Below are 24593 nucleotides of genomic sequence, written 5' to 3' on the forward strand. Positions count from 1 at the left end.
GATTACGCAATCCTTATAGGGAAAACCTGGAAGATCAACATGATCAAAAAAATCTTGTCGACAGTTACCGCAATTTCTGTTTCGTTGACCCCGGTCGCAGTGTCTTCGCAAGAATACTTTTTTCGATACAGAACGGCTAGCATTTCCAGCACAGTCACGCCGGAAACTCCAGCGGAGGAATACGGCGTCGGAAATGATATACAAGCGTATTTCATTTCACCGGTTGGCGTTAGCTTTTCTCGAAAGATTCCCGTGTCAACGCGTGATGTCGTGAACTGGGTTCGCCAAGCAGGAGGTATCCCTTCTGGCATTCAACTGGATCGTCTTGATGGCGTTCTTGAAGGAGTTCCAGACACGGCTGCGCAAGAACGGGCGGTCTATATCGGCTTTGATGCGCAAGGAAATCGCATCGCCAGAGCGGAAATCCATTTCACCGTCTTTGAACCCATCGGCGTTGGTTCCCAGGTTCACTACTACACGCATACGGGCCAGTATTTTTACCGTCAACTCCCGGCGTCGACCGATATCGCAGTAACCCGTTGGGAGCCGTTCCCAGGCTATGAGAACCCTGCCGGTATGCGCACGAGATTCGGTGCATTCGAAGGAAATCCTAACAAAGCGGGCACCTATGCGATTGGTTGGCAAGGCTATAACTATCTGAATGAGCCGGTAGCTTACGTTTACGGGGACCTCCTTGTCGAGGACGGCCCGACGTTTGCCGAGGATATCGATGACCAAACCATCGACACAAATGACGGGGAGAGCTTCTCCAGAAAGCCAGGCGTTAAGCATCAGATTGGCACGATCACCTATCGTTTAGTTCCGTCAACCATTCGACCTGATGGCGTCACATTTTCATCGGCGACAGGTGAAGTTGGCGGGGCCTTCGTCGACTTTGATACTTCCGCTGCTTTTAAGATCGAAGCGCGCGATAGCGCCGATGGAACGCTTGGCTACTCCAACGAGTTCACGCTGACGACCTTGCCGGAGGAATTGCGGCTTAAACCGACAAAAAACCTCTATGGTTCTTTCGGTAAATATTTCGAGCAAGGTTTCGCCCCGGTCGATAGCAGCGGGAATGCACGGTGGCACGTCACCGCAGGCGAACTTCCAGATGGACTTGAGCTTGACGAACTCACGGGAAAAATATCCGGAACTCCGATTAAGTCGGGCAAGTTTGAAGGAATTGTTGTGACTGTCTCTGGGCAGGGGATTACAACCGCTTCGACGAACCCCTTCATCTTTTCTATCGCAGCAGAAGACCTTAGCTTCACTTTAGAAACGAAGTTCGTGCGAGTAGACGAGGCGTTTGAAACAGCCCCTCCAAAACTGAAGAAAGAAGTTAAGGAAGACGTCAAGTGGGAAATGCACGAGTCCACGCCCCTGCCAGACGGCCTGACGATGGCAAACGGAGTTATCAGCTCGACCAACGGAATCGGAACGGCGGGAATTTATCGGTACATCGTGACCGCTAGACCAGAGACGCTAAGCAACCCGACGGCTGCCGCGAGTCAATACATACGCGTTTACGAGAACCTCAACCCTCAATATCCGGCGACTACGACAGTAAGGCAAAATGAGCAAGTCGACATCCGGGTTGATGTCGACTATGCAGCCGTTCATGATCGCGCGACTTATGCCATCACAGGGTCAAACGAACTTCCGTCGTGGCTGTCGATAAACTCGTATGGCCGGATTACTGGCTCTCCGGACAGCAACGTACCGGCAGGGACGTACGGGCCATTCGGAGTTTCGATCACTGACGGTCTTCAGAAACCATTCAAGTCAAACCAGTTCTATATCACTGTGGAGGCACGCGAGAAGCTGGTCGGCACAATCGTGACGCCGGAAGTCGAACGCTACGTCTACAACGGCACCACTAAACCCCTTGCCATGGTCGAAAAGCAGCATGGACAGGTTACCTTCGAACTTCTCGATAGAGGCACGTTGCCAGACACACTCGATCTCACGTCTGGCTATAACCGTGCATACATCATTGGAAAAACTACGGACCCTGTGGGCACCGTTTACACCGGGATCAAGATCAAGGCCACGGATGCAGACGGTAACGCTTATAGCTGGACCTCCGAGCCCTTCGATATAACTGTTGTCCAACCGGCCGATCCTCGCCCGATCAGCGGGACGCTGGAAATTCCGTATACCTGGGCTGAAGGGCAGCCGTTACGCGACCTGGCTCTTCCTACGGTCATGGGAACATATGGCAACGTCACCTATACACTTGATGCCAATCCGTTCGGTCTAACATTGCAGGATGGCACCATCGGCAACAATCAAACCGTAAGAAAGCTTGTTATCGGGCAGGTGAACGAAGCAGGCGTCTATGAGATTGGTTACGAGATCAAGGATGAACTCGACCGAGACCCGCTCAAGGGCACACTAAAACTTACGATCCAACCGCCGGTTTCTCTGAAAACAGAAGAGAACGTTACTGCATTCCCATTCAATCGCGGAACATATGGCGAAGCTCGGATGGTACGTGAATACGGCATTCCAGGCTTCACCTACTGGATTGCGCCGAATACTGCGTCCCTGCCAAAGGGCCTAGTTTTCGACTATAATTCCGGCATGATCTTTGGAACGCCAGAAGTCGAAGGCACGTTCCCATTCACTGCCTATGTCCGTGACAAAACCGGAAACGTCTCCAACACGGGAGTCTTCAACCTTATTGTTGACAAGCCACTTCCGTTTTCGTTCACCTTCCCAACCGCTACGGTAACAAAGGGCGCTCCTGCAAAAATTCGGCCGGAAGTCGTGAATTCGCTGGGTGCGGTTCAATGGTCAGTGACGGGCGACATGCCTCCTGGCATGTCCTTCGATCTGGATGCCAAGAGCCCAACCTACGGTTCATTTATTGGTACACCGCAACAAGCTGGCATCTATGACAAAATCAAAGTTGTCGGTTATGACACCGGTTCCACAGTTCGATATCCAGAACAAGGCGAAATCGGCGTCACGATCAAGGTGACGATACCCGGCGAAGTTGAGTTCGAATCCGCGTCCTTCAAGGCAAGGGCAGGGGCCGCATCCCGCACCTTCGTGCTGAAGCCGACGAACGTCATTCCGGACGTCAACTTCAGCTTCGCGGAAGGAGCTGACCGGCTGGTAGGCTATATCCTGTTCAACGAGGATACCGGCGAGATCACCGGATCATTCCCGGAAATCGGCAGCTATTCGACGGCCGTGACCGCCACGGACCTTCTGGGACGTCAAGGCACCACTACAGTGACCTTCGACGCTGTTGGAGAACTGAAAGCCAACGCACCGACTTCGGTGACGCTTGACCAATATGTCACCAAACCAATTGCAGTTACGGTCGACAATGCGGTTGGCGAGATCAGCTATTCGCTGGCGAGTGGTAGCCCTGCTCTGCCTGGCACACTCACGCTGAACAAGGATACCGGCGTCATTGAAGGGGAGCCAACTGAGGTGAAGGCTCCGACAACCTACCGTGTTGTCGCGACAGACGCCTTCGACAACACAACGACCTACGTCGATGTAACGATTGAGGTTAAGCAACGAGAGCAGCTGACGGCTGCCGTGCCGCCGCTAAGCTTCAAGCAGTACCAGGAAATTGCTGGTTCGGTCGTTCTGGAGAACGAGATAACGCCAATTGCGAACTGGTCGATTTTGCCTAGCTTGCCGACGGGCCTCTACTTCACCGATGGCGCGTTCTCAGGTTCGCTGAACACTACCTTTAATGGCACCTTTCAGGTAACGGTCGTTGATGCCAAGGGCGGTTCGCTCGGGACAGCAACGACAGAACCGTTCACACTGAAGATCGAACCGCGCGATCAGCTAACGCTGACGGGCACGGGTGAACCTGCCACATCGTTCAAGCAGCACCAGGATGTCGGTTCAGTCACCGCTGCGACTGTCTCCAATGACATTGCAAAAGTGAACTGGTCGATTGAGCCGAAACTGCCTTCCGGGCTCTACTTCAACGATGGCGTCATCACCGGCAAACCGACTGAGGCGCTAACGTCGACGACCTTCACGATCAAGGCCGATGATGGCAAGGGTGGCAACCTCGGCAAGGACGAATACGCCTTCACCCTGTCGGTCGATGCACGTGATCCGCTGAAGATCACCGGCCCTGACACATTCGCCTTCAACCAATATTTCGAAGGCTACTTCGACCTGGGATCGGAGAACGCGATTGACAGCGAAACCTACACGGTAACACCTGCGTTGCCTGCCGGGTTCACTTTGGACGATAAGACAGGCCGGATGACTGCGACGGCCGACGCCAAGTTCTCCGCCGTGCCATACACATTCCGCGTGACAGATGGTGTTGGCGACTACAGTGACAAGACGATTGTTCTGTCCGTTGTCGACCGCAAGTTACCGGAAATCGCGACGGACAATGCAAGACCGATTCCCGCGCTGGTCGGTTACAAGGCTGATACCACACTCAGCAAGAAGAACGTGCTTGGCCAGGCCAGCTGGCAGCTGGTATCGGGTACTCTGCCGAATGACATGTATTTCGACGAAACAAACGGAGCTTTCCGTGGCGTTCCGAGCGAGTTCGGTCTTTTCGAAAATATCGTGATCCGACTGTTCGATACGTATGAAGGGGTGACGACGGCTTCGAGCACGAAAACCTTCTCGATCAACGTCGCGCAGGACGGCTCTGCGATCACATTGACGGTTGCGGGCAAGGATATGCGTGTCGGTCATAGCCTAAGGACGGATGCACCAGTTGCCAACAACACGGTCGGTGACGTTACGTGGACGGCGACGGGACTTTCCGGCACTGGTCTGTCGATTGACGCAAAAACCGGTGTGATCAGTGGCACTGCCACTGAGGTCGGCACGATCACGGCGACGGTTGCGGTGACCGATGTGACGGCCCGCTCGGCAGAAGCCGTGGTCACGATCAATATCGTACCTGAATTGACACTGAGCATGTCGGGTGAAAACGACCTGCTGTTCAACTACACGCTCACCGATGCAGGCGTCACGCAACCTGCAGTCGACAACAGCTATGGTCCGCTGACCTGGTCAATTAACGGAGCAAACACACTTCCGGACGAGTTGTACTTCGACCTTACGACTGGCACCTTCGAAGGCAAGCCAGAGGCGGTGGGAGCTTTCGGTCCGGTAATGCTAACAGTTGGCGACGCACTGCCTGGCACGAAAACTGTCGGTCCAATCTGGTTCACGGTTTATATGAACGACGATCCGATTGACCTGGCGGTGACGAACGTTATCACGAAGGTCGGCTACACCTTCATTTCGGGCATGCCGACCTATGATAACGTGCTTGGCCCACCGAATTTCTTTTCCCTGGACCTGGCGGGCACGAACATCGAGGTCAATCCTACCACGGGCGTGATGACCGGTTCGTTCAACGAAGTCATCGACCGCACCTTCAACCTGTCGATCACTGACGAGACGCTCCGCGTAACGTCAAAACCGGTGCGAGTTCAAGTTCTGCCAAAAATGACCCTAACGGCCCCGGAATCAATGGTCGTTTCGGCTCAAGAACCCATGGCTCCAGTAAAGGTAACCCGCCTCAACGCGGTGGGTGCGGCCACCTGGAACCCGGTTGATCCGACACTCCTTCCGGAAGGAATGACCTTCAACACGAGCCTCGGACAGTTTGAAGGCAATCCACAGGTTCTCGGTGATTTCGGCCCCATCACTGTTACCAGCACCGACAGCCTCGGTGATGTCGGCACATCCAACCCTATCATGATCCGTTCGCAGGCCGGTGCTTACTTCCTGTCGCTCGCCTCGGCAACGCTGCCGAACGCCATGAAGCGCATTGAGCCCTACACCTACGATTTCAAGCCTCTGATCACGGCTATCGGGATGGACGTCTCGGAAATTACCTGGTCGATCTCGGCCGGTACTACCGGCACCCCTCCGGGAATTTCCATCAATTCATTGACTGGTATCCTCTCCGGAACGCCGACACTTTCCGGCGTTTACAACTTCCAAGTCACGGCAACCGGCCTCGGTGGCAAGAAGGCCACGAAGGACTACACGCTTGAAGTTAAGTTGCCGGTCATCAACCTGGACATCGGAGGAGCCATTGCCGACGCAGAGGTGAACACAGATTACTCCTTTGACTTGACGCAACTTATTACGACCAACGAGAATATTGCGAAGACAAGCGTCAAGTTTGCTTGGTCTCTGGATAGCGATCCGGCGAAGGAGCACGCTTATCCCCCGGGTCTCGCCATTTCCGGCCAGAAACTGACCGGCAAGCCAACGGCATCTGGCGACTACAAGCTGCTTTTCACTGCGACCTTTGAAGACAAGACAGATGAATTCGCCACCGTGACGAAGGAATACGTCGTCCCTGTTAAAGGAAAACAATTCCGTTACACACAGATTTCTGCTGGTGATATGTTTGCCTGCGGCGTCACTCCCAAAGGTGCACTGCAGTGTTGGGGAGCAGGCTATTCCAACAATCCACAGACCGTCGCAGCCCTAGGAGAGAACGTCGCCTCAGTATCGGCGGGAACCACCAACGGACAAGGTCAGTATTGCGTTGTGACAAAAGAAGGCGCGGCCAAATGCTACGGCGCGAACAGTTACGGCCATATGGGAACGGGTAAGATATCGAACTTGCGCGGGTATTGGGACGTTCAAGGCCTCCAAAGCGGTGTCGCCCAAATTGGTATCGGAGGACAACATGCCTGCGCAATGTTGACAACGGGTGAAGTGAAGTGTTGGGGTGCCAATAACCAGGGCCAGCTCGGCACCGGTAATACGACAACGGCGCTTACTCCCACCACGGTCCCCGGCCTGGAAAGTGGTGTCGCCACGCTCAAAGTAGGACGTATGCACACATGCGTGCAGAAAGTGAATGGAGAAGTTTGGTGCTGGGGGCAAGGTTATGCAAATGGCACCGCTAGTTCGACTGTGCTGTCACCTGACAAGCTTTCCCTGACGAATACCCAAAAGCTTGTCACAGGGGTGGGAAATGGATGTGCAATCAATAATACCGGTATGCTCTATTGCTGGGGGAGCGGAGTATATAACAAGCTGCAAAGTGACAACAGTTACAGCTACCCATCTCCTCGGTGGATGAGCTTGTCGGGGTATAGTAATTCAGATGCTGCGATAGGCATGGGCCACATATGCGCTCTTCGAAGGGGGGTTGTTTCCTGCTGGGGTTTGCGCGAAAGCGGTCAACTTGGGAACGGAATTTACTCAAGATACACCTACCAGCCACAGGTTGTTAGCAACATCACCACGGCTGCGTCCATAACTGCAGGGGATGATTTCTCTTGCGCCCTGCTCGACAGCGGTCAAGCTCAATGCTGGGGTGACAATGATTACGGTCAGCTTGGCAACTGGAAGAATACTAACTCCGGTATTCCAGTTCCAGTTGGAGACCTGTAAGCGAAGGGGTCTGGCCACGCTGCCGGGCCCCATTATTTTCGTGTCTTGTACGGCAACTTTGGTTTAACGGCGCACCATAAAAGCATGAAGCCCTCGCTCATAAAACGAGGGCTTCATCACCTTTAAACGGGGAATTGCCCCACAGATTCTGATCACCGTTCGAACATGTTCCCGATTTCGGTATTTGTAAGATATCGAACAGTCGGACGGCCGTGATTGCAGTAAGACCCGTTCGGGGTCGCTTCAATCTCCCGAAGCAGCGCTTCTGCCCGTTCCGGCGTCAGCTTATGCCCGGCCTTGATCGCTGCCTTACAGGCCGCCGTTGCCAGCTTTTCCCAGAGAGCATCGCCCATAAGTCCGGATACGGTACCCATCTCACAATGCTCGACCAACATCTCCGCCAGATCACTAATCGAACAATCAGAGAGGACAGATGGAAACGACCGAATAGCAACAACCCGGTCACCGACAGCTACTCCAAAACCAAAATCATTCAGCGATTGAAAAAGGTCCTCAACAGCTGCGGCCTGTGTATGAGATACCGGATGAAGGTAGGGCCGCTCAAGGCGGACGATCTCGTCAGGCAGATCAGCCGCTGCCTTTTTCAAGCGTTCAAGCACCAGGCGTTCGTGGGCAGCATGCTGATCGATGAGTACGATTCCATCAACCGTTTCGGCAATGATCCATGAGTCATTTGCCTGCGTCAGAAAACGGCCAAGCGGGCGACGGCGCTGGTCGTCAGCCTCTGCAACTGGAGCAGCCAGGGCGCGTGCGAGATCGGAAATGCCTTTTCGAGACCGGATGCCCGCGCGATTGAGGGCGTCACTGACAGCATTCCGAACGACCTCCGCGACCTTGCCTGGATGGCGAAAGCGGACCTCGGATTTCGTGGGATGAACGTTTACGTTGATCTCAGAAGGGTCAACGCTGATCGCAAGAGAGGCGAAGGGTCGGTCTGTCGTTCCCGTAAGTCCCTTATAAACCGATTGCACCACAGTGCTGAGAGAACGGTCAGAAATCAGCCTAAAGTTCACTATCAGGTCCAGGCTGCCCTTCTTCGTTTCGTCCATAACCGTCGGGAGGCTCGTCAGACCGGCGACAGTAATGCCATCCTCCACGTGCTCTACCGTTACCGCATTCGAGGCTAACGGTTCTCCCCGGACATCTCTGATGCGAGCTGCAAAATTAGGCCGCGCAGGATAGGTCACGGTGCGCGATGTCGCCCTGAAAACGAACTTCACGCCAGGCCACGCCAGCGCAATCCGGTCCACGACATCCTGAACGGCTGCCAGTTCGGTCGCAAAGCTCTTTTGAAACGCCTGCCTGGCGGGGTGGTTATCAAACAGTCCCTCAACTTCGATGCGGGTCGCATAGCCACCAGCACAGGGCATCACCTTGGAAATCGTGTCGGCGTTTGCGGTAACGCCGAAGGCAACGTCCTGGTCCTTGGGACGCGATGTGATCCTGAGACGGGCTACTGCAGCAATAGAAGGCAAAGCCTCACCGCGAAAACCGAGCGTCGCGATGGCGCTGATGTCATTTCCGGGAAGCTTTGATGTTGCGTGCCGCGCGCAAGCCAGCGCCAAATCGTCAGGCGACATACCTAAACCATTGTCGACAACCACGATACGGCCAAAATGTCTGCCCGCGATGTCGACTTCAATCGTTGTAGCACCAGCATCGAGTGCGTTTTCGAGAAGTTCCCGAACAACCGCTGCCGGTCGGTCGATGACTTCACCAGCGGCAATCAGGGCCGAGACGTTGGGAGGAAGAACCCGGATAGGCATTTAGAAGCCTTCAGGCAGCCGAGCGCAATGACTGTCGAACGTATGAAGATGTTCGATGACATCCCGATAAGCACGGCTGGCCGACTTGGAGGCAGCCTTGATATCCTTCACCAGGTCACTGCCCTTTTTCGTATAGGTCACAATCGCGCTCCGGCGATCATTAGGGTCCTGGCGACGGTCGATGTAACCCTGCTTCTGCAGCTCTTTCAGGGCATAAGACGCGTTCGAAGGCACGTATTGCCCGTTTCGGACGATGTCGTTCACCATCACATCACCAGGGCCAATGCTCAGCAGGAAATTGAGATTGTTCAGAGACAGGTCAGCACCATGGTGCTGCATGATCGGGCTCACGAAATTCTGGAACACGCGCATGCTGCGATCCATCGCAACCACAGCATCTACCCAGCTCTGTTCTGAGCCCTTAACCGCCATCATCTGCCACCAATATTCGCTTCATTAATAGGGTCAGGTAGGGGCGGATTTTATGCAACAAGGAAATGCTTTGAATTTCGGATAATTTTCCCAAGTCGGAATTCCTTTTCGAAAGAGCCTGGAAAGAAATTCATATCCTCTTGCTGGAGTATTCCCAGGAGCCGGAATATCCCACATAATTCCTTTCACAAAGATCATCTTTCACACCACAACGCATCGAGAACTGAGGCGACGCTCATGATTGATTATTCGAGACTGGAATTCGACGAACAAACAACAAACAATCTGTTCGATTTCTGCCTAGCGCATCGACTGGGATTGGCTGACATTGACGATCAATCGAAGTTGAGAGTCGATGAATTTAAATTCCACATGACGATCATGTACAGCAAAGTGATGAGCCCGTTGTTCCGAGAAGGGCTACAGGAATTCACCCCGCATATTCTTCAGCCGGAAACCTTCGCTATGTTCGGTCCCAACGAGGATATGCTGGTTCTGAAACTGCATTGCGATGATGTCCTCAATGAACTCTTTATGCATTATCGTTCCGTATATGGCCACGTCTCCGACTTCATGCCGTTCAGGCCACACATTACGATGCGTGGAAACAGTGCGGGGGTAAGAGAACGAATTAAAACACTACCGCTGCCGGAATTTGCAATACGCGCTGACCGGCTGATCCACAAGGTCAAGACTGCCTGATCAGACGCTACAGCTTCCAGGGGCACGGTCTAGGCAGAGAAATAGAAGATGCTGCTCCCGAATGCCATCTTCACGAACAGGGACGGCAAGCTGATCTCATGACGGTGGCGGAGCGCGCCTTGTGTCGTGACCAAGCGCGCTCATTGGTTCAAAGTGTCAAATCTTCATCCGAAGCCTGAACTTGCTTGAACAGGGAAACGTCAAGCGTCAGGAACGCCCGCAGAGCCTCGGTATGGGTTTCGAACGCAAGATCGATAGGCCTCGCCGTTGTTACGACTTCAAGAACCTCATCATCAGGCTCCCGCTTCGGCGGCTCATCGACGAGACGCATGTAGAAGGCAAACATCAGATTGATGCTGCCGTTGGCGACCGTGTGCGTCTTGTATTCCTTCAGATATTCCGGAGAAATCACCAGGCCGGTTTCTTCGAAGACTTCACGGCGAGCAGCATTCTGCCAGGTCAAATCCTTGTTTTCCTGGAAACCGGCAGGGAAAGCCAGCTGGCCACGGGTCCGCTCTTCAGCGCGGCGTGTTAACACTGCACCAGAAGGAGCCCGCATCATCACAACGATGACTGGCTTTGGATTGTGGTAGACGATTTCATCAGGGTATGGCCGAAGATTATCCCGGAAATTCTTTATAAAGGCATATCCTTCATCGACACCGACGATGCGGCCCGTCGCAAGACAGCGCAGACCTTCCTCCTCGCGTTGAACGAGCTTGCCTTCTTTATACACGGGAGAATAAATGGCATAAATGATCTTACCAAGAAGACGTGTGATGTCCTTGGCATGGTCAAAAGGCCTCCATTCATACATGGCTTGCAATTGTTCGGCGCGCCAACGGTCAAAGGATTCTAGATCGGTTATATCGTTCACGTCAGTCACAGTTTTCTCCGTGGAGTTCTTCTATCATAGGAAATGAGCGCGGCTGGTTGCCTCGGTGGCACAATGCTCGACACTACCTTTCGCGGATCGCAGATCGGCTACGACAGCGGGCCCGAGAATGGGCGAGCCGATGACGAAGCCAAGGAGCCAAAAACTCCACATGAAGACTGAAATGCTCATGCTATTTCCCCTGAGGCAGAGACTTCAGCATTTCCACCGTATTGAGCGAAATCTCTTCAAAGGAATTGTGGCCGACATTGTTGGTCAGGACGACAATCGCTCGGCTATTTGAAATGCCTATGATCTTGGCCTTCTGGAAACCTTCAATCTGAAACTCACTGCCAACAAGCGTGTTTGTGCCGTTGCCGTCAGCCATCAGGCCGACAAAAGCAAATGCCCCCGTAATGAGTGCCGCCGTAAACAATGCAGGTATCAGCAGGCCCTGAGTTGATTTTTGGTTCAGCATGATATGAGCCTCAATCCCCGATGCGAGTGCTGAATGAAATCAAGAGCGCGCCAAAAAAACCACTTAGCGCACCGAACGGAGAAACCGCGCCAACGATGAGGCAACTCAACAAGAAAGCTGAGAACAGCATCATCGCGAACGGGAAGCGCATAACTGACATGGCCTACCTCAATCAAAAATGTCGATGTGGATGTCGTCATATGCGTCCATGCCGAGGCCGAAGCTCTGCGGTTGACGTAGACGGCCAATCTGAACCTTTTCGAAGTTCTCAATGATCGAGGCTTGGAATGAGCTGTCGGCAGCAATCATCCCCTGGCGGCCGACGGTCGGCTTTGTCACGATCAACTTCTTCCGGGGCCGGGTCATGGCAACGAAAAGAATACGCTTCTCTTCCTCGATCTCCTGAGGCTCTGTCGCGCGCGCGGACGGCATGTGACCGTTCACAAAGCTCGGGATATAGACGATGTCCCATTCGTTACCCTTGGCAGAGTGGACGGTTGAGAGCGTCAACGGACGTTCTGATTCATCGGTGCCGGTGCTTTCGCTCATCTTGTCGACGGAAAGGTCGATGGTCATCATCGACAGGTACTCGTCGAGCGTGGCGAACTTCTCCGCCATGGTGATAACCGTTTCGATATCCATCTTACGGTTCTTCCACTCATCGCCGTAGACGTTCTTGAAAACGTCATCAGCTGCCTTCAGGCCCTTATCGAGCAGGGTTACGGGATCGCCGTCCCCAGACATGACAGCGAAGGCATCCATCAGTTTGCGGATATCAGGATTGTCCTTGGTCATCCGCAGCGCGACCGGTGCCGGATCGCCCACGATCAGGCCGCCGCCGATGATGGCGTTATAGATCGCGATGGCTTTCTTCTCACCGACGCCCTTGGCCATGCACAGCACCCGCAGCCAGGCTGGTTCGTCGAACTGATTGACAGCCACACGGGCAAGCGACAGGAAGTCCTTGATGTGCGAAGCCTCAGAAATCTTGATGCCGCCGAAGACCTTGTAGGGGATGCGACGCTTGACCAGTGCGCCTTCGATCAGGCGAGCAGCGTTCATCGAGCGAACCAGAACCGCCTGTTCATGCAAAGGCGTGCCCTGAGCCTTGTTCTCCAGGATCGTATCGGCCACATAGTCAGCCTCTTCGAAGCCATCCCACATGGTCACAAACTTCGGCAGTTTGCCCAGTGTGCCTGAACTCGACACCAGGGTTCGGTCAAAACGCTCTTCCATCATCCCGTCAATCGCGTTGGCAACGTCGATGATCTCTGCCGAGGAGCGATAATTGAGGTTCAGGTTGATGACCTTCGTATCCGGGTGGAGGTCAAGGAAACTAAACATGGCACGCGGTGCCGAACCACGGAAAGCGTAGATCGACTGAGCAGGATCGCCAACCGGCATGATGTTGCGACCGAGTCCGGCAATGATCTCGTTCTGGAGCGCGTTGCTGTCCTGATGCTCGTCAACCAGCACGTATTTGAAGCGGTCACGGATCGCCTGGCCGACAATCGGATGCTGCAGCATCTTGGCCCATAGACCGAGCAGGTCGTCGTAATCGAGCATACGACGGTCCTTCTTGTACTGTTTGTAGGCCCCTGCGACCTCTTCGATGAATTTCAGGGCATAAACGTAGTCGGTGTGCAGGTCATACACGACGTCTTCGAGCGTGCGCCGGGTATTCATCGCGAAGGAGTAGATTTTGGCAATCGTCTTGTAAGGCGGCGGGTTTTCGCCGGTGCCGGAGCGCTCGGATGTGATGCGCTTGAAAATCTGGGTGACGTCGGACGGGTCGGCAATCGAAAGCGTATCTGGCAAACGGAATACGGACGCGTTTTCCTTGATCAGCTTGTGAGCGATGCTGTGAAACGTGCCGCCAACGACATCTTCCGCTTCCGGGGTAAGTCGCTTTGCGCGCTCGATCATCATCTGAGCAGCAGCGCGGGTGAAGGTCAGGTTCAGAATGGACGAAGGATTGACGCCGTCCATGATAAGACGGGCGATACGGCGGGTGATGACGGTCGTCTTACCAGAACCGGGACCAGCAACAAGAAGGCAAGGTCCTTCGTTCCAGGCAACAGCTTCGCGCTGCTCATCATTCAAACCTTCATAGATAGAATCTTTCACGAAAAGCTCCCGGCCACGGTTGGCCAAGAGGCCATAATTCCTTAAGTTCAACGATTAGAAGAGCAACAAAAGGAGTTGTCAATTCCGTTGACGAGAATTCCTTACAAGAAGTTTAGATATATCCGGGATAGTCGGGGCGCGTGCGTGTAATCCTGAGTGTGATTGGCTTATCATCATCGCCGAGCAGAAGATCGAGATCAGCGACTTCCCCAGGCGATAGCTCGATATCGGCCGAACCATCATCAACCATCAGATCGGAGAAAAGTGTAGAGACCACGTCGTCGACCTCATCCCTGGATACCGACACGGAAGCAATTGGAGCACCACCCTCGTTAGCACTTTCAGTGATTGAGAGATCGTTCAAAGCGATAGAAATGGATGAACGACCATCGATGAGGCGTTTCACCGTCGCAGCAGCCGAGGAGTTCTGAACAGAGGCGTTACGGCCGACAATCTCTGGAGCAAGGTCGTCGTCCTTGAGGCCACGCTTTTCCAGGCTCTGAAGCAGCGACTTGATTGCTGGGGCGAACCAGCTCTTCATGAAATCGTCGTCCTTATAGGGCGTAGCAGGAAAGCGACGAATTCGAAGACCGACCCGGATCATCAGGATGTCCGCCTCATCCACAGTGTCTACCAACGCAACAAGTCGCTGCGACATATGGCAGAATATCTGGAGCCGACCAGATCGTGGGTGATCGACCACGCTGCAGTCGCTTGGCTCCCAGCGTGGAGTGAAGAACAGAAACTCGGGGATGAAAAGGTCGATTGCCATGGGATTTCCGGGTGAGACGCAATGGAACTATTGCACTCGGAAATTGACTATGGGGCAACTGCCCGAGCGAGCGGCAGATCATTAATTTCCGGCTCCGCTCCTTCAAACAGGACGCTGGAGAGGTTGCCGACCACAGAAAGGTTCGGGATACGGGCATCCGGCACGAAGATCGCTCTGGAAACCTGGGTCAGTTTCTTCGGCTTCTTGAACATGCGGGAAAGCTCCTTTTCCGTCGGAAAGCGCCTGATCAACTGCCGACGAACCAGCTGCCCCTGAAGAACGTCGCCAAGACGGCCCTCGAAGTCGGCACCATTGGCCTCCAAGATTTCGCGGCGCTGGGGCGGGGACTTCATCATCACCTCGTTATGCACGCCAAAGCGACGGCCAAGTGCCGTTGTCACCTCTCGATGGTTCAACGTTTGCCGCCACTCGATGAATCGACTAGCCAGTTCCCGATCTGGGAACGTGAAAACGTCGCCCTGGAACCGGATAGGGGACATTGGCTCGTCATCCAGAGTGAGCCCAGCCATGATCGCCAAGCGAGCGCCATAGTGGAACCCGGCCGCAGATGCCGCTTCCATCACCAGTTCGAAGTAGCTCGGCGGTGCCTCGTTTTTCGGTGAAGGCTCCAGCACCAGACTGATAGAAGACATGCCTGCATAAGCGACAACAGCCCTGAAACGATGGACCAGTTCTCCGGCTGTCGGGCCAAGTGGAAAGTCGAGATCGAATTTGGGATCGCCCTCAACAGTTTCGTTATCGATAAAAGCCAGCTCATGCTTCAATCGATCGAAGCCAAGTCCCTGAAGCTGAATAATGACGATGCCGTTCAATGCCATGACGTCATCAAGCTCTTTCTTTCGATAGGCCGACAATGCGTCGCCTAAGGTGTCGTTGATCGTCTTCACCAGTTTACCTGCCGCTAACCTTTAGAATTCCTTACCGATACCCCTACCATAAAACGATGATTTACACCCATGATTTCGGCCGTCTCGATTTACTTTTTATTGAAACCTCAACTCTACACCTGTGCCATATGAGGACATAAAACTCATAAAAACCTCATATGACGCAACAAGGGCAAATCGAAAATGTCGGTGAACAAGCATCTGCAGCATCTACAAAGCCTGGTTCAGGAATTTGCGAGCGATTACGAAATCAACAGAACCAGGAGTGGGCATTTTGCCGTAGAAATGAGGATCAAAGGGTCGACGCGGACGATTTTCGCGCCGGGTACACCCAGCGATCACCGTTCCATGATGAATGTGAGAACGAAGCTCCGACGGGCTGCGAACCTGATGAGCGCAGCTTAATCGTCATGCATGCGATTTGGAGAGCATGATGCTCTCCATCGTGTGATGTATGTTGACACCCTCGAATTTCCGTGCAAGTTTTCAAATTATGAACAAAACGTATTTCTTCTCTGCTGACATGATGATGCCTCCACACTGACGGGGGTTGAAGTCGTTTGCTTGAAGGAAACCGCCCCCGCCACTCGGCGGGTTTTCTGTTTTCTGGCCCGCCATTTCTTATTTGAAAAGGATCGTGCCATGAATAACACTCTCTATCTCACCACCACCATTCCATACGTGAACGCAGAGCCGCACGTGGGTTTCGCGCTGGAGCTTGTCCAGGCGGACGTCATTGCCCGCTGGCGAAAGGCCGAAGGCTACAAGGTTCGTCTCCAGACAGGATCAGACGAAAACAGTCTGAAAAATGTCCTGGCAGCCGAACGGGACGGACGACCGACAGCAGAATTCGTCGGGGAAAATGCCAAACGTTTCGAGGCCCTTCAGGAGGCGCTCGGCATTGGTGCGGATGATTTCATCCGCACCAGCAGCGACCCACGTCACGAACCTGCCGTCCGGAAACTGTGGCATGCGTGCCAGGCATCGGGTGATCTCTATCAGAAGACCTACTCCGGCCTCTACTGTAACGGTTGCGAGCAGTTTTATACGGAGGCTGACCTGATCGAGGGGTGCTGCCCTGAACATGGGACGAAGCCGGAGACGGTCCGGGAGACAAACTGGTTCTTCCGCCTGTCGAAATACGAGGACGTTCTTGAGAAGGCCATTGTCTCTGACGCCTTGAAGATCGTTCCAGAGACCAAGCGAAACGAAGTCTTGTCCCTGATCCGCAGCGGCCTTGAGGACTTCAGTGTGTCGCGCAGTTCCGAACGGGCTCGTGGCTGGGGAATTCCGGTACCGGACGACGCTTCCCAGACGATCTATGTCTGGTTCGACGCGCTCGGGAACTATGTCAGCGCCCTTGGCTACGGAACAGACGAAAAGCAATTCGAGGAATACTGGATCAACGCTGGCAGCCGCGAACACGTTGTCGGGAAGGGGGTCACCCGTTTTCATGCTGTTTATTGGCCTGCAATCTTGCTGTCCGCCGGGCTCCCGCTGCCGACACGCATCCATGTACACGGATATCTGACGGTTGACGGCCAAAAGATCGGGAAGTCAAACGGGAACGCTATCAGTCCGGTGCCGCTTGTCGAAAAATATGGTCGGGACGCCGTGCGCTACTACCTGCTCCGACATATCCGCGCGACTGAGGATGGCGACTTCTCGGTGGACCGTCTTGAACAAGCCTACTCGGCCGAACTGGCAGGCGGCGTGGGTAATCTGGCCCAGCGTCTTCTGTCGATCATCGCAAAGAACGGAATTCGGGTCCGACCATTCCAGGCACCTGCGGATGAAAAATCGGTCCAGCTTACAAGGAATGCAGTATCGGACGCTCTCGAAGAGGGTGCTTTTCACATAGCCCTTGCCGAAATCTTCGGACTGATCGCTTACGCCAACAAAGCTGTGGCGGATACCGCACCTTGGGCTTTGGTCAAGGAAGCCGTGAACGATCCAGGTGACACAACGAAGGCCGACATCGCAGCCGAGACTTTGGGAAGACTCATCGGCCTGGTTCAAGCCGTCGCCACGCTCACGCGGCCATTCCTCCCTGATTCGGCAGGGACATTGCTGACATGGATCGAAAACGTGGCCAACGGCGAAGAACTAGCAATTACGCCGCTTTTCCCGAAAATCATCTGATGAGCGGGCAATTTGTGGCCGATGGGCTCTGCCAATATGATCGTCGCAGTATAAGGGCCGCAGTCGGTTGCGGCCCCTTTTGGAGAGACCACCTTGCCAATTAAAACGATCCTTTCATCGATTTTCCTCTCACTGATCGCCTCGACGGCTCTTGCCGGAAACAATGGACCTATCAAGACGGTGACCTTGTCTTCCGGAGGCCTGGCCGAAATCGTGCGCGAGGCCAAAGTCGGCGACGACAGCAAGATTTCCATTGAAGTGCCTCTCAATCAGGTCGACGACCTCCTGAAGAGCCTTGTGGTCAAAGATAAGGCTGGTGGCGTAAAAAGCCTGACGCTCAACGGGCCGAACCCTCTGGAGGAAACCTTTCAGAACTTGCCGTTCCGTCCGAATGACCTGACATCCCTGCCATCGCTATTGAACTCAATCAAGGGAACAAAGGTAAAGCTCGACGGTAAAGCGGACACGGCCACAATCCTCGGCGTGACAACGATGAAGCTGGCAAACGAGGAAGAGCGGCCAATGCTGTCGCTGCTATGGCCTGACGGCAGCCTGTCGTCTGTCCCTGTCATCGGCAGCAAGATTTCCATCGCCGATCCGGATATGCAGGCGAAAATCCAGACGGCTCTCGGTGTTATCGGCAATGGCAGTACAGATTCAACACGCAAGGTCGACATCGGGCTTTCAGGGAAAGGAAGTCGGGCTGTCGATTTGTCCTATGTCGTGGCAGCTCCTATCTGGAAAACTTCATACCGGCTCGTAAAGGAGACGGACGGCCAGGCACGTCTGCAGGCATGGGCAGTTTTCGAAAACGCTTCCGGCGAGGACTGGAATAATATCTCGGTTACGCTTTCTTCCGGAAAACCGGTAACGCTGAAGCAGCAGCTTCATCAGCGGCACTGGAAAGACCGCGCCGAGGTGGAAGTCGACACCAGCTCCGTGAGGCTGCAGGAGCCAGGCGGCGGACGAGCCAAGGCCGAGGCCGACGGCGTTTTCGCCGCAGCCCCCATGGCGATGATGGCCCGCAGCAATGTAGCCGTCATGGAAGAGAAAGCCTATGACATGGCGTCCATCGCGCAAGAAGCAGAAACCTCCGAAGGCGACGTCACCTCGACCTTTGCCTTGCCAAATAAGCTGTCGGTGAAAAACGGTGAAACCGTCTCCGTTCCCCTGATCGAAGAGGGAGTGAAGGCCGAAATGGTCTCGCAATACATCCTTGAGCGCGGTGGCGAACACCCGGTTGCTGCAGCCCTCCTGGAGAACGATAGCAAGATCAGCCTTCCGCAGGGCATTCTGACCGTCTACGACAATCAGGTCGGCTACGTGGGAGATGCTAAGATCAACAATTTCCCGAAAGGGGAAACCCAGGCTGTCAGCTTCGCCATCGACCAGAAGGTGACCGTCTCAACGGAAGTAGAGCCCACGTCCCGAGTCACGAAGATCAAGGTCTTGAACGGGATGGTCAGTATGGCCCATTCGAACGAGACGAAGACCGTCTACACCATTAAGGGCGCGGCCGATGCCGAGCGGGTTGTCCTCGTTGAACAGGCGCATCAACCGGGGTCAGTATTCAAGTCCGAGCACGCCATCGAGGCAGCCAATCAGCGAGACAGGATGAAGATCACGGTACCGGCTGGAGTAACAAAGAAGGTCGAAGCAGTCACCTCATCCGATTACGAGGAGACAGTCGCGCTTGCTCATATCGATCCCTCCATGATCGAGATGTTTGTTGGCAACTCAGTCGACCCGGACACCAGAAGCAAGCTGAAAGCGCTGGCCGATGCCAGAAGCCAGCAGATGGAGGCGCAACGCGCGCTGGATGAAATCGAGCAGAGCTACAACGAAACGGTCGAGGCGCAGAAGAATACGAGGGAGAACCTGCAAAGCGTACCGCCGGGCGATATGCAGCAGCGCTATCTCAACCAGTTGAGCGAATCCGAGGATACCCTTGAAGACCTGCGGGCAAAACGGAAGACGGCACAGGAAACGATCCGCAAGTTCGAAGGTAGCGTCAGAGAGGCTATTCAGCGCTTCTAAGGCGTTGATCACGCCTTTGGACGTGGTGTCGGGATCGGGATGTTTGTCAGACCGGTCTCGGCTTCCGTTGGATCAGCATCGGCGACGGTAGAAGCCGTCGTTTCGCGCGATACATTGGCCAGATATGGCTCAGGATTCGGAAGGGTCGTCGAAACGACCGACCAGAGGCCTGTTGTCGCAAGGGCGGTCGAGAAAGTCTCAAAGGAAGGCTGGATCGAGACGGCATTACGAACAACTGTCGAATATATGCCGTCATTGGATATCGCACGGTAGGTGGCTGTCGGTGTGACACGGTCACCCATTATGAGCATCATGCTAACGCCACATAGGAGAACGGCGGTGCCGGTGGCGAATTTGAAACGACCATGGGATAGTCGTAGCGAGCCGCGCATGAACCCGTAAGCCTGTGCGAGATAGCTCGTGAACTTGAAAACGTGAAGTGCAGCACCGGCCAGCGATAGGAGCAGTGCCGTAGCAGGTAGGGTTGCGGCCTGATAAGCCTTCTTGGCCAGATCAAGCTGCGTGCCCGATAGTCGAGCGTCATTGTTGATGGCAACGTCCGCAAGGTCATTGGCCACCTTCGAAATGTAAGGACGATAAACGTTCGCATCGAATGAAGCGGACGACATGTTCGGTGCTACGACGGCATTACCAATATCGATGCCCAGATCGCGCTTGATATTGGTCCGAACGACCTTCTGAACATCGTTGTCGGCCAGGAAGGCGTGGAATGAAAGACCCGGCTCCAGAAAGGCGTCAGAGCCGAGCAGGGACGTGATCTTGTCAGCATAGGCCAGCTTGACCTCTTTCACAGCCACCTGGCGGTACGCCACCATGAAGCCATTGCGGTCGACAATATCCCACTCAGACGAAACCGGAAGCCTTTGTTTGACTTTGTTACGAATACTTGCGGTCGTCCAGCCTCGACGGGGAATCCCTTCGGGATAGCGCTCACGAAGCTCAGTGATGTACTTGTCCCATTCACGCGAACCGTCTTTCTCAACGTTGCGCATGGCACTGGAATAGGCGTTTGAGCCATCGACATAATCGTTATAGGAGCGACGGACCTTATCGAAGGAAGCGCCAAAAAAGCGCTCGCGCATCTGAGACGAAATGCCCACCGTACGAACGGTTTCATCAGCCACAAGCTGCTTAACATTCGAGCCCGTGGCTGCAATGAGGTTGGAGATATTAGAGGTCGAGGCCGCAGTCGCGACAAACGCGCGCCAGGCTGCATCATTCTCGCCGGGGCGAAGATCGCCAGCACCATTCTCTGCGACAACGCGGCGCGCAAGCATTCCAACATAAGCAGAACGAAGCTCGTCTTCAGATGCCAGTTCAGCGGAGAGCGTGCCGTAGAAGTTGAGAAGGTGAAACGTGCCGAAAATCGTGATCGCGCCAGTCATGATGGACGTAAACAAGACCTGCTTCACCGTGGCACGGCTCGCCGCAAACCGAGGAACCATCAAGCCGAGAATGGCAATGAAGACGGCGACGCCGGTGAGCAGACGGCCAAACTCTTCGACCTTGTGAATGTCTGCTGTTGATGACTGGCCACCAACAATATGCACGAGGTAGGTCGCAAACGGCACTTCGACACTAAGGTAAAGGCCGGTAAGGACAATCATGAACCAGACATAAAAAGGTATGTAACGCATGCACTACTCCGCTTCGATAATGTCAACATAACGAGCGCTCACATTTTTGCAAGTGAAATGTCAACATTTAAGGAGCGCGAGTCGTCCCTGGCAACTTATGGTTACCCACTCGTAAAAGCAGTGATTTACAAGATCGCAACGGTTGCGGTTTTAAATTAAGGCCGCTATATCGAGAAGGAATAATGGAGCGGATTTAGTGCGTATCGCCGATCTCAGCAGGCCAGTCACCGCAGCAAAATCGGATTGGAGCGAGGCTGGAGCCTGGATGGGGTTTACGCCGGGCAGCAGCCATCCTGACTCCATCCGCCGCACCGAGATGACGGTACTCGCGCAGGCCGAAGGCGGTTATGTTCTCGAATACATTACGGGCTCCTACGGCACGCCAAACGCGGGTTATGACAAGAGCGAAGTTTATCTGAGCCATAAAGCCGCTCACGAGAAGCTTGCCGGTAGATTGATAGCGCTTCATCGACTGGAGCCGACGGCAAGACCTATTCGCGACTTCATTTCGAAGGAAGAATTCGAAGAACTGCAGGATATGTGGTCAGAACCGGGGAAGCGTCACCGATGGATGGCTGCGTTCCCAATTGCTGAAACCTACGAAATCGTTGGACATCCTGAAGCAAAGGCAGTTTTGGGCGATGAACGATACCGGTGGCTCTTTCAGCGATCTTCAACGACGTTGCGAAAATTGGACGATATCGACAGGCAACTAATCGCGGGCCTGGAAATCAAGCTGAAACCGGCGCTCAACTACCTGCTGTCCATCGAACTGGACGTGCGGGCTGCCGAGAGGAGCCAATCAACGCCGTACACACAGGCCATCGGGAGAGAGATCGACAAGGACCTCAAAAACACCGCATTCGAGGGAATGAGCGTGGAGGTGATTGCGCAAATCAAGACGAGAGCCCGATGGCTGGCACACAAGTTTGCGCGTGCAAGAGCGCAAGCAGGAACCCTTCGATGCGATGACTGCAACTTCGATCCGGCAAAACTGGAAGGTCTTGGCACTATCCAGCCACGAAGCCTACTTGATGTTCATCACTGCGACCCTCTAGCTGAAGGCGGCATCCGAAAAACCCACATCGACGATTTCGCTCTGCTGTGCCCGACCTGCCATCGGCTTGAACACGAGCGCTTGCGGCGCGGCATGCCAGGGAAATTTGCAAAAGAACTGTCAAAAGAGTTTTCCTCGACGGGCTTGATGCAGACGACAGTTTCGTGAATCCTTTTGAAAGGCACGCAGACGATTGTCGGCGCGCCAACCAGAACTCCTGGTCTTGTACACCACGGTAATGGGCTAATGGTCGACCTCGCCTTTACATCTTATTCGAAGGCGATGTCGACCTCACCAGCTCGCTGAAATCATTGGATATACTGCGGATTAACCCGAACTGTTCCGCGCGCTCAATAGCAGCGGTGAGACATACCTGGCCGGGCTTCCCACCGCTTTCCAACGGCTCATGGTTGAACGCCATTAAAGCAGACTCGACGCCGTAAGCTTCTCCGATTTTTGCAACGTCTTCCGGCTCGACAGGCTCTTCATCAATCACTTCCGTCACCAGGAAGAGGTAGCGGCCCGTCTCACACTCGACGACGACATGGCCAGAGCCATGTAAAGGTCCGTTATCGTAGCCTTCTTCGCAGGCGTTGATGAACGCTTCGTGAGCATCGGGATCACCATGAACCCTTTTGATATCGTGGCCGTAGACATTCGAAGCGAGAATGTACTTTGCCTCGATTAACGGCAGGCCTCGCAGCCCCGTGGCGTCGGAGGCGACCGACCCATTCCAGACGACACGCAGAGGATCGACCTTATCCATAAGGGGACGCATATCTTCGAAACTGGCCTTTTCGTCAGAGATCAGGTCGGTCAACACCGCGTGGCTGGCTTCCATGTCGCCTGCCAGAGCAAGCCTATGGCTTTCGCGAACGTGCTTTTCGAGTTCTTCAGGTGATATGTTCATGGGGATCAGCCTCTGTTTGTTAGCAGAAGCATCGCAGCGAGTGAGGAAAGCCACAAAATGAAAAGGGGAGCGCGTTAAACACGATCCCCTGGTAGGCTTATCCACCGCCACCCGGAAATCCGGGACCGGCACTGTGTCCGGCAATCCTTGATCGGGCACCGCCGAAGCGGGTCGCTTTACCCTGTAGAACAATAAAATGAGACTCCGATACGAGAGCCTCGTCAAGAGCCGCCTCACACCTTTTTCGAGACTGCGAGGCGGCTCAAGGAATTAGAACGCCCAGCCTTCTGCGGCTTCTTCCTCGGTCGGCTTGGTTTCTGTTTCCACGACCTTGCCGTCATATGTCGACAGAAGCGTGCGGAAATCCCAGTCCTCATCCTTGGTCTCGGCAACGCGGCCGATGATGTAGGTCGAACCGGAGCCGGAGAAGAAGTCATGGTTTTCGTTGCCAGTCAGCGAAGCCAGGATCGTCGGATCAGCCTTCGTCGTTTCGGCAGCGAAGACCGGATCAAAGCCGAGGTTCTGCATAGCCTTATTGGCGTTGTAGTGAACGAAAGCCTTGACGTCCTCGGTCCATCCGAGATCGTCGTAAAGGCTTTCCGTGTACAGCGCCTCGACTTCGTAAAGCTCCAGAAGGAGTTCGATGGCGAAATCGTTCAGGTCGATCTGCTCGTCGGTCGTCAGCTTTGCGAATTCCTGCTGGAATTTATAGCCGATGTAGTAGCCATGAATGGCCTCGTCACGAATGATCAGACGGATCAGGTCGGCCGTATTTGTCAGCATGCCACGGCTGGACCAGCGCATCGGAAGGTAGAAGCCGGAATAGAACAGGAAGCTTTCGAGAAACACGGACGCGATCTTGCGCTTCAGCGGATCAGGATTTCGATACTGGGTGCGGATCAGGTTCGCCTTGCGCTGCAGATACTCGTTTTTGTCAGACCATTCATATGCCGCATCCACTTCAGGTGTGAGGCAAAGGGTCGAAAAGATCGAGCTATAGGACTTAGCGTGGACAGCCTCCATGAATTCAAAGTTCGAAAGAACTGCTGATTCATGAGGGGTTTTCGCGTCGGCCTTCAAAGAAGGAATTCCTTCTTCTTCCTGAATGGTGTCGAGGAGCGTGAGGCCGGTAAAAACGCGGACGGTAGACTGGCGAGGCGTCGGTGCCAAGGTGCCCCACGGCTGGATGTCGCCAGCGAGCGGCACCTTTTCCGGCAGCCAGAAGTTCGAGGTTGCACGGTTCCAGACGTCGAGGTCCTTGGGGTCCTCGACGCGGTTCCAGTTGATTGCCGAGATACGGCGAAGGGGCTTTAGTGTTGTCATAATCGTTTT

Annotated in this window: 14 protein-coding genes and 1 pseudogene; 5 read left to right on the forward strand and 10 right to left on the reverse strand. The window is 54.3% G+C overall.

Annotation, left to right across the window (positions count from 1 at the left end; all coding sequences use genetic code 11):
- Positions 1-39: 39 nt before the first annotated feature.
- On the forward strand, positions 40-7377 hold the full coding sequence (locus tag FFR93_RS07080; RefSeq protein ID WP_138392640.1) for a putative Ig domain-containing protein: 7338 nt from the start codon (positions 40-42) through the stop codon (positions 7375-7377).
- Between the two features lie 152 nt (positions 7378-7529).
- Here FFR93_RS07080 and mutL read toward each other — a convergent pair whose 3' ends face one another.
- Positions 7530-9164, reverse strand: a complete 1635-nt coding sequence (gene mutL / locus FFR93_RS07085) for a DNA mismatch repair endonuclease MutL (protein WP_138392641.1) — start codon at positions 9162-9164, stop codon at positions 7530-7532.
- Entirely contained in the window at positions 9165-9596 is a 432-nt protein-coding gene (locus FFR93_RS07090) for a MarR family transcriptional regulator (RefSeq protein WP_171049125.1), read from the reverse strand.
- A 237-nt stretch (positions 9597-9833) separates the two neighbouring features.
- Between FFR93_RS07090 and FFR93_RS07095 the strand changes: the two genes are divergently transcribed.
- Complete coding sequence (locus FFR93_RS07095; RefSeq protein ID WP_138392643.1) at positions 9834-10298, forward strand: hypothetical protein; 465 nt, start codon at positions 9834-9836, stop codon at positions 10296-10298.
- Positions 10299-10446: 148 nt separating this feature from the next.
- Here FFR93_RS07095 and FFR93_RS07100 read toward each other — a convergent pair whose 3' ends face one another.
- The 5 genes from FFR93_RS07100 to FFR93_RS07120 all read right to left on the reverse strand — a co-directional run bounded on the left by FFR93_RS07100 (position 10447) and on the right by FFR93_RS07120 (position 15457).
- Entirely contained in the window at positions 10447-11184 is a 738-nt protein-coding gene (locus tag FFR93_RS07100; RefSeq protein WP_138392644.1) for an NUDIX domain-containing protein, read from the reverse strand.
- A gap of 181 nt (positions 11185-11365) precedes the next feature.
- Positions 11366-11650: a hypothetical protein gene (locus FFR93_RS07105; RefSeq protein ID WP_138392645.1), complete on the reverse strand. Its 285-nt coding sequence runs from the start codon at positions 11648-11650 to the stop codon at positions 11366-11368.
- Positions 11651-11818: 168 nt separating this feature from the next.
- Positions 11819-13777 carry an ATP-dependent helicase gene (locus tag FFR93_RS07110; RefSeq protein ID WP_171049126.1) on the reverse strand — a complete coding sequence of 653 codons (1959 nt, stop codon included), beginning with the start codon at positions 13775-13777 and terminating at the stop codon, positions 11819-11821.
- 112 nt (positions 13778-13889) lie between these two features.
- On the reverse strand, positions 13890-14549 hold the full coding sequence (locus FFR93_RS07115) for a hypothetical protein (protein WP_138392647.1): 660 nt from the start codon (positions 14547-14549) through the stop codon (positions 13890-13892).
- A gap of 47 nt (positions 14550-14596) precedes the next feature.
- A complete protein-coding gene (locus FFR93_RS07120) occupies positions 14597-15457 on the reverse strand; it encodes a hypothetical protein (protein WP_138392648.1) in 861 nt (286 codons plus the stop codon).
- 642 nt (positions 15458-16099) lie between these two features.
- On the opposite strand from FFR93_RS07120, the gene metG reads away from it, so the two are divergent.
- Together metG and FFR93_RS07130 are read left to right on the forward strand one after the other, a co-directional pair.
- Positions 16100-17599, forward strand: a complete 1500-nt coding sequence (gene metG / locus FFR93_RS07125; protein WP_138392649.1) for a methionine--tRNA ligase — start codon at positions 16100-16102, stop codon at positions 17597-17599.
- A 93-nt stretch (positions 17600-17692) separates the two neighbouring features.
- Complete coding sequence (locus tag FFR93_RS07130) at positions 17693-19636, forward strand: DUF4139 domain-containing protein (protein WP_138392650.1); 1944 nt, start codon at positions 17693-17695, stop codon at positions 19634-19636.
- A gap of 8 nt (positions 19637-19644) precedes the next feature.
- Here the strand turns inward: FFR93_RS07130 and FFR93_RS07135 are convergent, their stop codons facing one another.
- A complete protein-coding gene (locus tag FFR93_RS07135; protein WP_138392651.1) occupies positions 19645-21294 on the reverse strand; it encodes a hypothetical protein in 1650 nt (549 codons plus the stop codon).
- A 196-nt stretch (positions 21295-21490) separates the two neighbouring features.
- Between FFR93_RS07135 and FFR93_RS07140 the strand changes: the two genes are divergently transcribed.
- The gene (locus FFR93_RS07140; protein WP_138392652.1) at positions 21491-22519 is read left to right on the forward strand and encodes an HNH endonuclease; all 1029 of its coding nucleotides are present in this window, start codon (positions 21491-21493) and stop codon (positions 22517-22519) included.
- Between the two features lie 94 nt (positions 22520-22613).
- Here FFR93_RS07140 and FFR93_RS07145 read toward each other — a convergent pair whose 3' ends face one another.
- Both FFR93_RS07145 and nrdF read right to left on the reverse strand, forming a co-directional pair.
- Positions 22614-23261 (reverse strand): hypothetical protein, encoded by a 648-nt coding sequence (locus FFR93_RS07145; protein ID WP_138392653.1) that lies wholly within the window; start codon positions 23259-23261, stop codon positions 22614-22616.
- Positions 23262-23621: 360 nt separating this feature from the next.
- Positions 23622-24584 (reverse strand): annotated as a pseudogene (gene nrdF, locus FFR93_RS07150) (class 1b ribonucleoside-diphosphate reductase subunit beta); the annotation flags it as partial.
- Positions 24585-24593 lie beyond the last annotated feature (9 nt).

The organism is Rhizobium sp. MHM7A, assembly GCF_005862215.1.
Lineage (GTDB): Bacteria > Pseudomonadota > Alphaproteobacteria > Rhizobiales > Rhizobiaceae > Rhizobium > Rhizobium bangladeshense.